Annotated in this window: 12 protein-coding genes and 1 tRNA gene; 3 read left to right on the top strand and 10 right to left on the bottom strand. The window is 48.7% G+C overall.

Going from position 1 to position 14,021, the window contains the following annotated elements:
* The first annotated feature begins 10 nt into the window (after positions 1-10).
* Complete coding sequence (locus C5O19_RS10310; RefSeq protein ID WP_104711884.1) at positions 11-1,033, top strand: hypothetical protein; 1,023 nt, start codon at positions 11-13, stop codon at positions 1,031-1,033.
* Here C5O19_RS10310 and C5O19_RS10315 read toward each other — a convergent pair.
* Together C5O19_RS10315 and C5O19_RS10320 are read right to left on the bottom strand one after the other, a co-directional pair.
* Positions 1,025-1,612 carry a carboxymuconolactone decarboxylase family protein gene (locus C5O19_RS10315; RefSeq protein ID WP_104711886.1) on the bottom strand — a complete coding sequence of 196 codons (588 nt, stop codon included), beginning with the start codon at positions 1,610-1,612 and terminating at the stop codon, positions 1,025-1,027. The genes C5O19_RS10310 and C5O19_RS10315 overlap by 9 nt on opposite strands.
* A 101-nt stretch (positions 1,613-1,713) precedes the next feature.
* On the bottom strand, positions 1,714-2,268 hold the full coding sequence (locus tag C5O19_RS10320) for a peroxiredoxin (protein WP_104711888.1): 555 nt from the start codon (positions 2,266-2,268) through the stop codon (positions 1,714-1,716).
* 198 nt (positions 2,269-2,466) lie between these two features.
* On the opposite strand from C5O19_RS10320, the gene C5O19_RS10325 reads away from it, so the two are divergent.
* Positions 2,467-3,402 (top strand): hydrogen peroxide-inducible genes activator, encoded by a 936-nt coding sequence (locus tag C5O19_RS10325; protein ID WP_104711890.1) that lies wholly within the window; start codon positions 2,467-2,469, stop codon positions 3,400-3,402.
* Between the two features lie 85 nt (positions 3,403-3,487).
* Here the strand turns inward: C5O19_RS10325 and C5O19_RS10330 are convergent, their stop codons facing one another.
* Positions 3,488-3,739, bottom strand: coding sequence for a hypothetical protein (locus C5O19_RS10330; RefSeq protein ID WP_104711892.1), 252 nt, complete (start codon positions 3,737-3,739; stop codon positions 3,488-3,490).
* A gap of 76 nt (positions 3,740-3,815) precedes the next feature.
* Positions 3,816-6,845 (bottom strand): PAS domain S-box protein, encoded by a 3,030-nt coding sequence (locus C5O19_RS10335; RefSeq protein WP_165795995.1) that lies wholly within the window; start codon positions 6,843-6,845, stop codon positions 3,816-3,818.
* Between the two features lie 440 nt (positions 6,846-7,285).
* Here C5O19_RS10335 and C5O19_RS10340 point away from each other — a divergent pair, with 440 nt between their 5' ends.
* Positions 7,286-7,708, top strand: coding sequence for a response regulator (locus C5O19_RS10340; protein ID WP_165795996.1), 423 nt, complete (start codon positions 7,286-7,288; stop codon positions 7,706-7,708).
* Between the two features lie 64 nt (positions 7,709-7,772).
* On the opposite strand, the gene C5O19_RS10345 is transcribed toward C5O19_RS10340, so the two are convergent.
* The 6 genes from C5O19_RS10345 to C5O19_RS10370 form a co-directional block, all read right to left on the bottom strand.
* Positions 7,773-8,186, bottom strand: coding sequence for a response regulator (locus tag C5O19_RS10345; protein ID WP_104711898.1), 414 nt, complete (start codon positions 8,184-8,186; stop codon positions 7,773-7,775).
* A gap of 13 nt (positions 8,187-8,199) precedes the next feature.
* Complete coding sequence (locus tag C5O19_RS10350; RefSeq protein ID WP_104711900.1) at positions 8,200-10,083, bottom strand: PAS domain S-box protein; 1,884 nt, start codon at positions 10,081-10,083, stop codon at positions 8,200-8,202.
* Positions 10,084-10,199: 116 nt separating this feature from the next.
* Positions 10,200-10,274 (bottom strand) — tRNA-Val (locus tag C5O19_RS10355).
* Positions 10,275-10,286: 12 nt separating this feature from the next.
* Positions 10,287-11,612: an MFS transporter gene (locus C5O19_RS10360; protein WP_207766400.1), complete on the bottom strand. Its 1,326-nt coding sequence runs from the start codon at positions 11,610-11,612 to the stop codon at positions 10,287-10,289.
* Between the two features lie 132 nt (positions 11,613-11,744).
* On the bottom strand, positions 11,745-12,545 hold the full coding sequence (locus C5O19_RS10365; protein WP_104711902.1) for an SDR family NAD(P)-dependent oxidoreductase: 801 nt from the start codon (positions 12,543-12,545) through the stop codon (positions 11,745-11,747).
* Between the two features lie 116 nt (positions 12,546-12,661).
* Entirely contained in the window at positions 12,662-13,960 is a 1,299-nt protein-coding gene (locus C5O19_RS10370; protein ID WP_104711904.1) for a M20/M25/M40 family metallo-hydrolase, read from the bottom strand.
* Positions 13,961-14,021: the final 61 nt, after the last annotated feature.

The raw sequence follows: 14,021 nt of genomic DNA on the forward strand, positions 1-14,021 counted from the left end.
CGAATACGCCATGGCCTCATTCGTACGAATTATTGCTCTGCTTGCTTTACTCGTCGTTTTTGCGGCGAGTACTTCTAAAACCCTCTATTTCACCCTTGGGAAAGAGGGTTATTTGCCCGATGATTACAAGTACGGGGACTTGTACCGATTCACCAATCTGGCGGCGTTTAAAGCCGTTCGTGAGTCGTGTCGGAAATTATTTAGTGATCCTACGCCCCAAGTACCCGTGGCTTTGTACGCCATTGGCGATAGCTTTATGGAACCCGGCTCAGTAGATGCTCAGGATTTTCAGACCCGTACTTATACGTATACGCACTGGAACGACCATACGAACATTCATCTGGATACGTCCATACGCAATGTTCTGCTGATTGAATCGGTCGAGCGGCATTTCCGGGAACACCTGGCGACGCCAGTGAGTAACTTTGTACTGAGCCCGCAGCCGGTCAAACCCGTCGAAAAAACGCATTCGTACCGGACCGATTTCGACGAGTTTATGACGGGACCCAAGGATGTGCGACTCACCTACCCCGAAGAACGGCTGGATAATGTGCTTTTTAACTGGCCAGTCTTTCTACACCTGCGTGAATTCAAGGCCTGGATGAACCTGACTTTCTTCAATCGGGTTCATTCGATGACGACGATTACGCCCGATCATCAGCATTTACTTTTAAATCTGGATACGGATTCAACGGTGGTTAACTCCAACTTTAATCCCGTCAGCGATAAAGAAATCAGTACGCTCATTACGAATCTGAACCAGACTTACGAGAAGTACCACTCACTGGGTTTTGATGAGGTGTACCTAAGCATCATCCCCAATAAAACAACTATAGCGGCCAATTACCTGGGCCGCTATAATCACCTGATCGAACGCATTCAGTCGGATCCGCGACTGAAACTAAAAATAGTGGATGCCTACCGACTCGTGCGGCCGCTGGGGCCTGCTGCGTACCAGCCGGGCGATAGTCACTGGACCTGCCAAAGCCGGGATTTATGGCTCCGGCAACTGAATCGTCAGCTCTTACAATAAAGTCAGGAAGCTTTTGAAGATCGCGGCCAGACGAATGGCATCGAATACACGAGCCTGGCTAGCTCCGTGCTGACGAACACTGGCTTCGTGGGAAGTCACGCACATTTCACAACCATTGATGGCCGAAATCGCCAGACTCAACAGTTCGAAATACTCCTTGCCCAGCACCGGATTCATCATGATGCTCATCTTGATACCCGCGGGCATCGTATTGTACGTTTCGGAGTCCATGAAATGACGGAAACGGTAGAATACGTTATTGGCGTTCATCAAAGAAACGCAGGCTGCTACTTCCTGAATTTCTTTATCTTCTGCCCCTTCTGCTTTCGCAGCGGATTCGATGGCTTCAATCACGGCAGCCTGACTTTTCTCATTGATCGCCACGCCGAGGGCCATCAATAACGCTTCTTTCTTGGTCAGGTTCTGCGATTTCAGGACGTTTTGTACGTTAATACGCAGGTCCTTCAGGTATCGGTGATCCGTCGCATTCAGACGGTCGAGCCAGAGGCTTTCGAAAGTCTCGGGCAATTTAATCTCAGCGAGTAAGTTCTTTTTAGTTTCAGATGCAATGCCAAACATACGCTTGTTGGGTTTTGGGAAAAGAGGCATGGCCTCTTAGAAAATAACCCTGACGATTGACTCACCAGGGTTATTAAATACTTTTGAAATATGTCCTGGACCTAGGCGTTGATCGTTTCTTCGCCTTTTACCCAGTTGCAGGGGCAAAGTTCGTCCGTTTGCAGAGCGTCGAGTACACGCAGTACTTCGTCCACGTTACGACCTACGTTCAGGTCGTTAGCCGCTACGAAACGAACGATACCTTGGGGATCAACAATATATGTTACGCGGTAAGCGATTTTTTCGTCAGCAGTCAGGATGCCCAGCTCTTCCGCCAGTGACTTTGACGTATCGGCCAGCATGGGGAATTTCAGATCACGCAGATCATCATGGTTTTTACGCCAAGCCAGGTGAACGAATTCGCTATCCGTAGAAGCACCGATTAACAGAGCATCGCGATCGGCGAAGTCAGAAGCTTTCTGGTTGAAAGCAGCGATTTCCGTTGGGCATACGAACGTGAAATCTTTAGGCCACCAGAACAGCACCAGCCATTTTCCAGCGTTTTTATGATCTTCACTCGTGATGTCATAAAATTCGTTGCCTTTTTCGAGAGATACAACGGCAGTTTTCTTGAATTCTGGGAATTGGGCCCCTAAGCCCAGCATACCATTTGCCATGAGAAGAAGATGGTTTAGTAATGAATTACAGTAACAATAAAAACAATTTTTCCTTTGAATAATCCTAATCAATAGACTAATTTGCAATACTAGAAAAGGACGATCCCGGAAATGTTTTATTTGGTTTCGGCTGCAAAACAAGCCAACTTTACTCCATCATACAAATCAATTATTCTGAAGAAAGAATAAGTTTTTCTAATGACGATCACACAACTCGAATACTTAGTGGCCATTGCTGACTACGGTCATTTTGGGAAAGCCGCCGATGCCTGCTCGGTTACGCAACCTTCGCTGAGTATGCAAATTCAGAAACTGGAGGAAGAACTGGAAGTACAACTGCTCGATCGCAAGAAGCAGCCCACTCAGCCCACCGAGATCGGTGCGTTGATTGTACAGCAGGCCCGGCACGTGTTACAATCCTGTGAAAAACTCAAAGGCATTGTTGACGAACGTAAGAATGAACTTGCTGGTGAGGTTCGTCTGGGCGTTATACCGACGGTTGCTCCGTACCTGGTTCCTTTGTTTCTGAAGCAGTTTTTGAATACCTACAGCGATATTCGGCTGAAGATTACCGAACAGAATACGGAAAGCATCATTGAACAGCTGAAAAACGGGCAACTCGACATCGGCCTGATGGCTACGCCTTTTCAGGATGATATGTTGAAGGAATATCCGCTGTTTTACGAAGAGCTGCTCGTGTACGTTTCACCCGAACATTCGCTGTACTACAAAAAATACGCGGTTCCCGAAGAGCTGGACCCCAACGAACTCTGGTTGCTGGAAGAAGGTCACTGTCTGCGTTCACAGATTGAGCACCTCTGCCAGCTAACCCGACAAGCGGCCGATCTTCACCAGATTGAATACAAAGCAGGCAGCTTAGAGACGCTCAAGAAAATGGTGAACACATCGGGTGGTATGACTATTCTGCCCGAACTGGCAACCCAGGATTTCACGGAAGATCAACTCGAACTGATTCGATACTTCCAGACACCCGCTCCCGTCCGGGAAGTCGGTCTGGTTACTAGCCGTAATTACCTCAAAGAGAAAATAGTAGCGGCTTTGTCTGAAGAAATTCAGAAAGTGGTACCCGCCAAAATGCTGCGACAGGAAGAACGGGCCGTGGTTAGTTTATAACAAAAAACCTCGTACACGTTTGTACGAGGTTTTTTTATTAGGAAGGTTAGGACGATGCGAACCGCTTGAGGCGGAATTCAAGATCCTACCGATTATTTTCTTTTTCCTGACGGATGATATCGCCTTCCTCATCACTAGCCGTATAAGATACATTCGGTTTGTTTGGGATAACTTCCAATCCACCCAGCGGTTCTTTTTTCGGACGTTCGCCCTCGTCTTCTACTTCTACCCGTTGATTTTCATGGTAAACATCGCCGTCACCTTTACCCGAGGATAAGTTGGGGTTTTGTTGGTGCTTGGTCTGATTGGGGTCGATTTTCTTTTCAGCATTTTCCATAGTCTCGTGGTATTGATTTATACACAGTATGCTAAAAAACCGGTGCCACCGCTGTTTTAACCCGCGTGTCTTTTACTCAAAAGGAAACCGATGCCGAACGAAATGCTTCGGGAAGAATGATGTGAAAAGTAGATCCCTGCCCTTCCTCCGATTCTGCGTACAGCAGGCCCCCGTGATTCTGAACGATCTTCCGGCACAACGCCAGACCAATGCCCGAACCAGGATAGACCTCCCGCGTGTGCAGTCGCTTAAAAACTTCAAAAATCTGCTCTTTGTAGTTCTCCGAGAATCCAATGCCGTTGTCTTGTACCCGAATGTCATAATACGCTCCTTCGGGCAAAGCGTACGCCTGTACGTCCTGGGGTAACAGACGCTCGCAGGTAATGATGATCCGGGGCGGTACGCCTTCCTTGGTAAACTTGAGAGCATTACTCAACAGGTTGTAAAACAGCTGATTCATTTGCAGTGACTCAGCATTCACCGTGGGCAACGTACCCACCTCCACCGTAGCCGACTTTTCCTGAATGGCGAGTTCGAAATCCGTAATCACATTCTGGACAATGGTATTCAAATCCGTAGACGTCAGGATGCGATCGACTTTCAGTAGTCGGGAAAACTCGAGCAAATCGCGAATCAGTAGCGTCATGCGTTCCGACGAGTGGATGACTTTGGCAAGCGGATTTTGGGCTCGTTCGGGTAAATCGTTCATCTCCCGGATAATGCCCGAGAACATTCGAATTTTCCGTAGCGGTTCCTGTAAATCGTGCGAGGCCACGTACGCGTACTGTTCCAGTTCCCGATTGGAACGCTGTAACAATTCATTGGCCTGCTGCAATTCCTGGGTACGTTGGGAAACGAGTCGTTCAAGCCCAAGAGCTGCCTGCTTCTGCGAAGTCACATCCCGTGACGTTCCACTCAGTAGGTAGGGTTTTCCCTGCGGGTCGCAGGTTACTTTTCCCTGAGACTGAACAATCCGCTCCTCGCCCGTTTGCAGGTGTACAACCCGGTATTCCGCCGAATAATGATCGGATTTCCGGAAAACTACGGCTTGAGAAATCAGATCCAGTACCTGGTGCCGGTCTTCCGGATGCACCGCTGCCATAAACGCTTCAACATCCGTTTCGGGTTCGGTAAATCCGTACCATTGCTGGATGCGGCTGGAGCAACTAATCTTTCCGGTATTGAGATTACGACTCCAGGTACCCAGTTCGGCCAGTTCAATGGCGTCGCGTAAGTTCTGCTCGGTTTCTTCCAGCTGTTGTCGGGCATTGACTTGGGCGGTAACATCCGTTGCGGTATTAATGATGCCATAAGTGGCTCCGCGGGCATCCCGTAAGGCTTTATACGTAAAATTGAAGTAAAAGGTGCGGAATTCACCATCGATGAGCAAATCGACTCGGTCTTCTTGGGCGGTATAGGTTTTCCCCGTTACATAAACCTGCTCCAACAGCTGGTAAAAATTCTGGGGGTCTAGCTCCGGGAAGGCCTCTCGAAACGTTTTCCCTACCAAGCTACTATCCCGGTGCCAGGTGTCGAGCATCGCCTGATTCACGGTTTCAATTCGCAGTTCTTTCCCCGTATAGATTACAATGGGCGTAGGCGAACCCAGCACAAAACTCCTAAAACGCTCTTCACTGAACTGAACTTCTTTCTTAGCCCTTACCTGATCGCTTACGTCGTTAGCGACAATCATCACGCCCGTAATTGTACCGTCGGACTGGCGTACTGGGGCGTATACAAAGTTATAGTAGCGGGCTTCGAGACGATTATTTCGGATGATCTGAGCCAGAATTTCGTTCCCATAAAAGGGGTTGCCCGTATCGTACACATCCTGCAAGAGTTCGATGAAACCTTGTCCGGCCAGTTCTGGCAGTGCCGAAAGCAGGGGTTTCCCAACAATCGACTCCGTCTTTCCCCACACCTCCAGCATAAATTCGTTGGCGGTTTCGATCACCATCTTTCGTCCTTTCAACAGCCCAATGGCGACGGGGGCCTGAATAACCAGATTACGGAAATGCCGTTCGCTTTCCAGGATGGTTTGCCTGGCTAGCTGTTCCGGCCGCATATCCCGTAGGGTAAAACCACGAGCAATCGGTTGGCCCGTATCCGGATCGTCGATACGAATACCGTTTGCGAAGACAGGAATGACCATTCCGGTTTGAAAATGCCGGATCCTGAACTCTCCTTTCCAGTGTCCTTTTTCGAGTAATTCCGGCAAAATCGTTTCCCGCACGAAAGCGTACTGATCCTGCCAATAAAAATCGGATACTTTGCGATGGACAATGGGAGCATCTGCTGGTATTCCGACCAGTTCGCGACCGGCCTGATTGATGTACAATAGGTGGTCATCCATAGCAGCGATCACCATTAGCTCTGAACTATTTTCTATGAGCGTCAGTAAGCGTTCCCGCTGTTGCCGTTGCAGATGTTCATGGGTAATATCTTCGACGGTAGTAAAGTAATAGCCCATCGCCGGGATCAGGGTAAGCGTTTGCTTGACCCATAAAATCTGCCCATTGTTTTGTCGAAGTCGGTTTTCCAACTGCGTGGAGAGGCTCGTCTGTAAGGATTGTAATCGGGCGTTGTAGATCGGCCAGTCGGCAGCATCGATGAGTTGGCGGTACGAAACCTGCTGTAATTCGGCAGCCGTGTAGCCACTGAGTTGCTGAAAACTGGCATTTGCCCGCACAATCCGACCGTTTGCATCCGTAACGATCATACCCAAAGGTACCTGATCAAAAGCGGCCGAGTAAAACTGCGTAGACCTGCTGAGAGCTTCGTTCTGTACGGTAGAAGTGCCTAGTAACCGAACCACCGTCCCTGCTTTACGAAACAAGTGAGCGTGATCTTTGACTACCACATACGTACCGTCTGCCTTCAGAAAACGGTACGTCGCCTCCCAGGTAGTCGGCTGTTTTTGTAAGGCTTCGTACAGGCTTTCGCTCACCCACATCTGATCGTCGGGGTGAATACGTGAATGCCAGTACGCTCCCGAGCTAGGGACCGGTTCTTCCGGAACGCCCACCCGAGCTGCGTAGCCTTCACTGCACCAAATGTCACCGTTTTCCAGATTCCATTCCCACATGAAATCATTTAACGTTGACATTCGGGCGTCTTCAGGGTTTGAGGCCTGGTTATGCTGCATGCTTATTTTCAAACAATCTATTCTGGAAAAGCTTTCCTCTTACGTAACCCGTACAGAGCCAATCTGTTTTCTTGCCGCCCGTGTTTCGTCGGCTAAACCTACGGTCTGCGGAATACCTGTATTCGAAAAACAGCCCTTACTCCTGTAAAAGCGGTCTTGCGAAAGTAATCGAAAAGACGGGCCTATACTTATCATTCCTCAAGTAAATCGATTTTTTTGTAACTCTAATCTAGATTTAATCAGAGCTTACTCCTAGTCGCGAAAAAAATTGTATTTCTTTGCGATAGAACGTCCGTTTTTCAAAAAATTATTGTTCTTTTTCGGGAACTACGCTTTCCCCTTATCGTTTATATGCCTACGCCGGAGCCTGTTTTCGGATGGTATTATTTTATAGCCAACTCATGTCCATAAAACCACTGTTTATTGTCGTTGAAGACGACGAAGATGATCGTGATTTATTGCAACTGGCCTGTCAAGAAGGGGAATACAACTGCGAGTTAGTTTTTGCCGAAGATGGTCAGCACGCTTTGGAAGTATTACAAAGTCTAAAAACTCGTCCCAGCGTTATGTTGCTGGATATTAACATGCCGAAGATGGGTGGCCTGGCTTTACTTGAAAAACTAAAAAATTCTTCTGTTTGGAAGGAAATGCCCATTGTGATGCTAACGACCTCGGACAATGAAGACACCATTCATCGAGCGTACGGACTGGGGGCGAACTCTTATATTGTGAAACCAACCAACTTTCGCGGCTTATCCAATTTATGGGATACCGTATACCACTTTTGGACTGATACCGTACAACTACCGGTTCAGGCAAGCTAGTCTCCATTGATCGTTACTAAAAAAGGTCGTAATTCAGCTGGATTACGACCTTTTTTAGTAACGATCAGGGAATGAGTTCCTTTTGAATAATACGTTGGTGTAATTCCCGAATAAAAGGACCGTATTCAATGAACGTTTCGGGTTTTATGATATAATCGGCGGCTCCCAGCGTCAGGCAGCGTTCGATCGTACTTTGAATGGGCGACGTTGAAGCAATGATGACGGGAATGGAAGCGTACGCGGGCAGGGCTTTTAGTTCGTTAATGAGGTCGTATCCGTTTTTGCCCGGCATATTAAGATCCGATAAAATGACGTCAGGTTTGCGGGGAGCGTTAAGTGTCAGCCATTCCAGCAGGTCATCGCCGTTCTTTACCAGAGCTTCCACTTCAAATAAGCCCGATGCTTCGTCGAATCCTTGTTGCATAAAGAATCGTTCGTCCTCGTCGTTTTCCGCAATTAAAATCGTATAAGTTCTCATACGAAACGTTCACTTAATTTTCGTACAATGTAAAATGAAAGGTCGTCCCCTGACCGGCTTCTGATTCAAGCCAGATGGTGCCCCGGTGCCGATCGACAATTTTTTTACAGATCGTCAGTCCAATGCCCGTACCGGGATATTCTTTCTGGGTATGCAGACGTCTGAACATATCAAACACTTTCGCGTAATCCCCGGGAGCAATCCCGATCCCATTGTCCGATACGGAAAATTTCACGTGTCCTTCCCCCTCCGTACACCGAATCGTAATGAGTGGCTTTTCCGCGTCGGTAAATTTCAATGCATTACTCAGCAAATTTTGGAGTAACTGAACCAGCTGTACCCGATCTCCTTTCACGACATCCACTTCGCATTCGATACGAATTTCCGGCTGGGTACGTTCGATCGAACTCTTCAGGTTTTGCAACGCCTGCTCGATGAGTTCCGACGTCGGCATGGTTACTTCCAGAATTTCGCCACGACTCAACTGCGAATAATGCAGCAGGTTCTGAATTAGCTCCCGCATGCGATTGGCCGCGTGAATCGTTCGGCTAATATAAGCTTTTAGGTCCGTGTATTGCTCGGCATCGAGTTTCAAATCCAGCAGTTGCAGGTAGCTTTTAATCGTCCGGATGGGCTCCTGCAGGTCGTGAGAAACGATGGAAGTAAACTGTTCCAGTTCCTGATTGGCGTAGGCCAGTTCGGTATTGGTTTTTTTAAGCGTATGAGCCAGTGAGCGGAATCGTTCGTAGCTTTCCCGTAAGGCCAGCTCGGCCTGTTTGCGTTCGGTCAGATCACGGGTTACTTTCGAGAAGCCCATGAACACCTTTTCACTGCTGTACAGGGCCGTAATAACCACGTTAGCCCAAAATCTACTGCCATCCTTTCGGAGTCGCCAGCCCTCTTCCTCGTACTTACCCACGGCCAGAGCCGTTCGTAATTCAAAATCCGGCTTACCGCTCAGGATGTCTTCTTCAGTATAAAAAATGGAAAAATACTTACCCAGAATTTCCTCGGTCGTGTATCCATTGATTCGCTGAGCCCCGGTATTCCAGCTGACAATACGCCCTTTTTCATCCATCATGAAAATACCGTAATCGCCTACCTGTTCCACTAAGGAACGATAGCGTTCCTCACTCTCTCGCAGGGCTTCCTGTTGGTACTTCGTTTCGGTAAGATCGCGGGTTACTTTTGAGAAGCCAATGTGTTCATTTCGTTCGTTGAACAAGGCAGTAATGACCACATTCGCCCAAAAGACCGAGCCGTCTTTCTTAACCCGCCAGCCTTGTTCTTCGTACTTACCCGTCGCTACTGCAATTTTTAGCTCGCGAGCGGGTTTGCCATCCTTAAGGTCCTCCGCCGTGTAAAAAGTGGAAAAGTGTTTTCCTATAATTTCATCGGGAGAATACCCTTTGGTACGCTGGGCTCCTTCATTCCAGGTGACGATGTGTCCACCAATGTCGAGTAGAAAAATGGCGTACTCTTTGACCCCTTCTACCATCAGGCGGTAGCGTTCTTCATTGTCTCGCAGGCGGATGGTTTCCTCCAACACCGTGGTATTATCCCGCAGTAAACAGGTATAGCCCGTGCAGATCTGCTCTTCGTCAAAAACGGGGGTGACCGTCATTTCTCCCCAGAAATGGCTACCATCTTTTCGAAAAATCCAGCTTTTGCTGTGCGTGACTCCCTGACGTAGAGCTACGGTTCGCTCATATTCTGCATGAATGAGATCGTTGCCGCCACTTCTCAGCAGGGCCATCGACTGATGATTCAAGTCGTTGATTGAATAACCCGTCAGCGTAGTTGCTCCGGGATTACAATACTGAATATACCCATCTGCATCCAGCAGGAATAGAGCATCACTAATGTGTTCCAGTATTTGACGGTAATTGACCACCATGGAGCTTACAATAATAAAATACCGGAATCGGGCTTAGCCCATTCGAGTATAAACAAAAACACCCGCTTAAATTAACTTTAAGCGGGTGTTTTTGTTTATTGGTACTTTACAAAAAGTGAAATGTAAGGGACTCGAACCCCTGACCCCTACCCTGTCAAGGTAGTGCTCTGAACCAACTGAGCTAACATTCCAAGCGTTTAGGATCACAAAAATAAGGCTCGATTAGACGGATGCAAGAATTGGACTCCTTTTTTTATTCGGGTCAAAATGGTTAGCATGATGAATCCAACCACAAAGACTCCAGCAATGACCAGCACACTGTACCGCATGGAACCAGTGAACTGAATGACAACGCCAAAGAGAAAGGTTCCGATTACGGTTGATGTTTTATCGCATACGTCGTAAAAACTGAAGAACGAAGCCGTATCGTGCGTACCCGTAGGCAGCAGTTTGGCGTAAGTCGAACGCGACAGCGACTGGATCCCACCCATGACCAGACCCACGACGAAGGCCAGTACGTAAAACTGAGCACCCGTCTGCACGAAGTACGCAGCCCCGCAAATACCAATCCAGATGAATACCGCGACCATCAGAGCCCGGAAATTTCCCCAACGGGCCGAGGCTTTGGCAAACAGCCAGGCTCCCAAAATCGCCACCAGTTGAATGACTAGTAGGACGGCAATGAGGGAACCGGAGTCCAGGTGAAGTTCTTTATCGCCGAAAAGTGTGGCCAGATACATAACTGTCTGTACCCCCATGTTATAGCAGAAGTACGCCAGCAGAAAGCGTTTCAACAGCGGCATACCTTTGATCTGTTGCAACACCAGTTTCAGCTGGATGAAGCCATTCCATAACCAGTTTTTCTGCCGTTCCTTTTCCAGCGATACTTCCGGTAGGTACGCAAACGTATACTGAGCGAAACCCGCCCACCATACACCCACGCTCAGGAAGGCAATGCGGGGCGGCAGACTCGCATCGGTGATACCGTACCATTCGGGTTTCAATACCATTGTCAGGTTAAAAACCAGCAGTAGTACACTACCGATATAGCCTAAAGAAAAACCGCGGGCACTCACGGCATCGTAACGATCTTCCGTCACGATTTCGGGCAGGAAGGAATTATAATAGACGATACTCCCCGCCCAGCCGACGAGCGAGAAGATGAAAAACAGCGTTGAGCTGACGTAATTTTCTTTCGTAAAAAAGAAGAGTAAGGCACAATTGAAGGCTCCGAAATAACAGAAGATTTTCATGAACAGCTTCTTGCGACCGGAGTAATCAGCTATGGCTGAAAACAGGGGACTCAGCACGGCAATGATCAAAAAAGCGATGGATACGGAATAGGAAAACACCACCGAATTCTGAAACTCCATCCCGAAGTAGGTAACAAAATCCGGGGAGCGGGTTACTGCCGTGGCCCCAAAGTAGATGGGAAAAATGGCGGTTACAATCACCAAAGCGTGTACGGAATTAGCCCAGTCATAAAAACACCAGGCATTAATCACTTTGGGGTCATTTTTAATCAGCATACAGAACGTTGTTTACGGCCCCTTAAAGATAGAGCAATTCGACAGCCGACCGCAAAGTTGACTTATAAAAACACCCGACTACCGTACATGACCATACGAAAGCCGGGTGTTAAAATCGATTCATTTTTCTGCTCAGGAGTTCGTATCCGCAGGTCGCTGCTGCTTATTCATCGTATCCGCCAGCATGGAATCCGGCATAACGTTGCTTACCGCTGTCTGCAGCCTGTTTTTCAGACCTGATACTACTTTGTCGTCGCCTGCCATCAGAGCCTCGTAACCATCTTTCGCCACTTGTACTGGATCGGCCAGATCGCCCTCCTGCACGATTTTCGACTCCTGCATCTGGGCTTTGTTAAAGAAATCAGTGTCCGTTGGACCAGGCAATAAGGCCGTAATCGTAACGTCACTTTCCTTGATTTCACTCCGCAGGGCTTCGGTAAACGATAGTACGAAGGCCTTGGTCGCGTGATAGACCGCCTGCCAGGGACCGGGCAATTTGCTGGCAATAGAGGCCACATTCAGGATTTTCCCATCGTTGCGAGCCACCATTTCCTGCAAGTAAAACTTCGTCAGCGATACGTAGGCACTAACGTTCAGCTGAATAATATCTAGCTCCCGTTCCAGATCCGTATCGACAAAGAGTCCGTACTGTCCCTGACCGGCATTATTGACCAGTACATCGATCTGAATGCCTTTGGCTTTCACTTCTTCATATACTTGTTGGGGAGCTTCCCGTTGTACCAGATCTTTCGCCAGGGTGACGACCTCTACTCCGTATTGCTGGCTTAATTTGATAGCCGTTGTATTCAGTTCGTCGGCATTGCGAGCGACGATGACCAGATTATACTGATCGTTAGCGAATAGCTTGGCTAGTTCATACCCAATGCCACTCGTGGCTCCGGTGATCAGAGCAAATTTTTCCTGCATTGCCATAGTTGATAAGGGCTGGTTATGTACTGAATTCGAAAACAACCATACCTAGCAAAACCCAACAGCCTGATGGGGTAAAAAGTCCCACCAGGCTGTTCATGAAGCAATTAACTAATTCCTTATTCCGTATAACCAGCTTCCGACAGTACGATCAGCAGGGCTTGCTGAATACCGAGATATCCTTTATCGTTCATCCACCACTCGTTTAGGGAGTGGGCTCCACCACCCACGCCACCGATACCAATCGTAGCCGCCGGAACGCCCTTCGCAAACGGAATATTGGCATTGGTGGAGCTGCTGTGCAGTGAAGGTTCGGCTTTGAGATACCGGCTGATGGCAATCATCCGCTGAATGAGAGGCTGCTTGGCCTCCGTCATACCCGAAGGCCGATCGCCTACTTTCTTGACGTCTACCGTCAGGTCGGCACCCATTCGTTTGATGGCATTCTCTTCCTGCAACCCTTTCTGTACGGCAGCCAGAAACAGGTCATTGATTCCGGCCAGCTTCGACTGATCTTCCGAACGCATATCGACCTCCATCCACGATTCAAACGGAATGGCATTTACGGAAGTCCCGCCACCAATCACACTGACGCTGTAGGTCGTTTTAGGCCCCATGCGGGTAAATTTGTCCGCCTCCAGCGTAAAGTAATGAATCGCCCGACCCAGGGCCTGATGCGGATTGACCAGCCCAAACGAACCGTAGGAATGCCCGCCCGGCCCTTTGTACGTTACTCGATACCGTACCGAACCGACGCCGCCGTTGGTGATTGGTCCGATGCCCGACCCGTCTACCGACAGGTAAGAATCAATTTTAGGGCCTTTTCCGGAGAACAGGTGTTTAACGCCCCGCAGATCGCCCAGGCCTTCTTCGCCTACCGTACCGACAAAGAGTATATCACCTTCGGTGCGGAGGTTGTTTTTCTGCATGGTTTTAAGAACGGCCAGCACAACGGCTAGTCCCCGACTATCATCCCCGATGCCGGGAGCAAACAGGGTATCGCCCCGCTGTTTCACCGTTACATCCGTTCCTTCCGGGAAAACGGTATCGAGGTGTCCTTCCAGGACTACCGTTCGTTTGCCCGTTTTGCCTTTTCGACGAGCCAGTACGTTGCCTACTTCATCCATCCATACCGAATCGGCTCCGGCGGCTCGCAGTAATTCAGCATATTTTTTGGCCCGTACCTGCTCTTTGAAGGGCGGGGAAGGAATCTGCGTTAACAGCAAATGATCTTTACGCGTTTCGGGCTCAAGGTCCAGAATGGTTTGAAAGGCCGTTTTTACCCGGGGACGACTGGTCAGTGTACTGATTTCAGTTTCGTATTTCTTCTCTGGCATGAGCGGTGTAGCCGTCTTCTGAGCCCAGCCGGAGCCCGAGTAAACCACCGTGGCCAAAGCCAGTAGTAGTGTTTTCTTCATAGGTTCGTTCGTTTACAAAATGGGAAAGGAAGCAATTTAAGGTACGCCCCTTTGTTTGACA

Source organism: Siphonobacter curvatus, from assembly GCF_002943425.1.
Classification (GTDB): Bacteria; Bacteroidota; Bacteroidia; order Cytophagales; family Spirosomataceae; genus Siphonobacter; species Siphonobacter curvatus.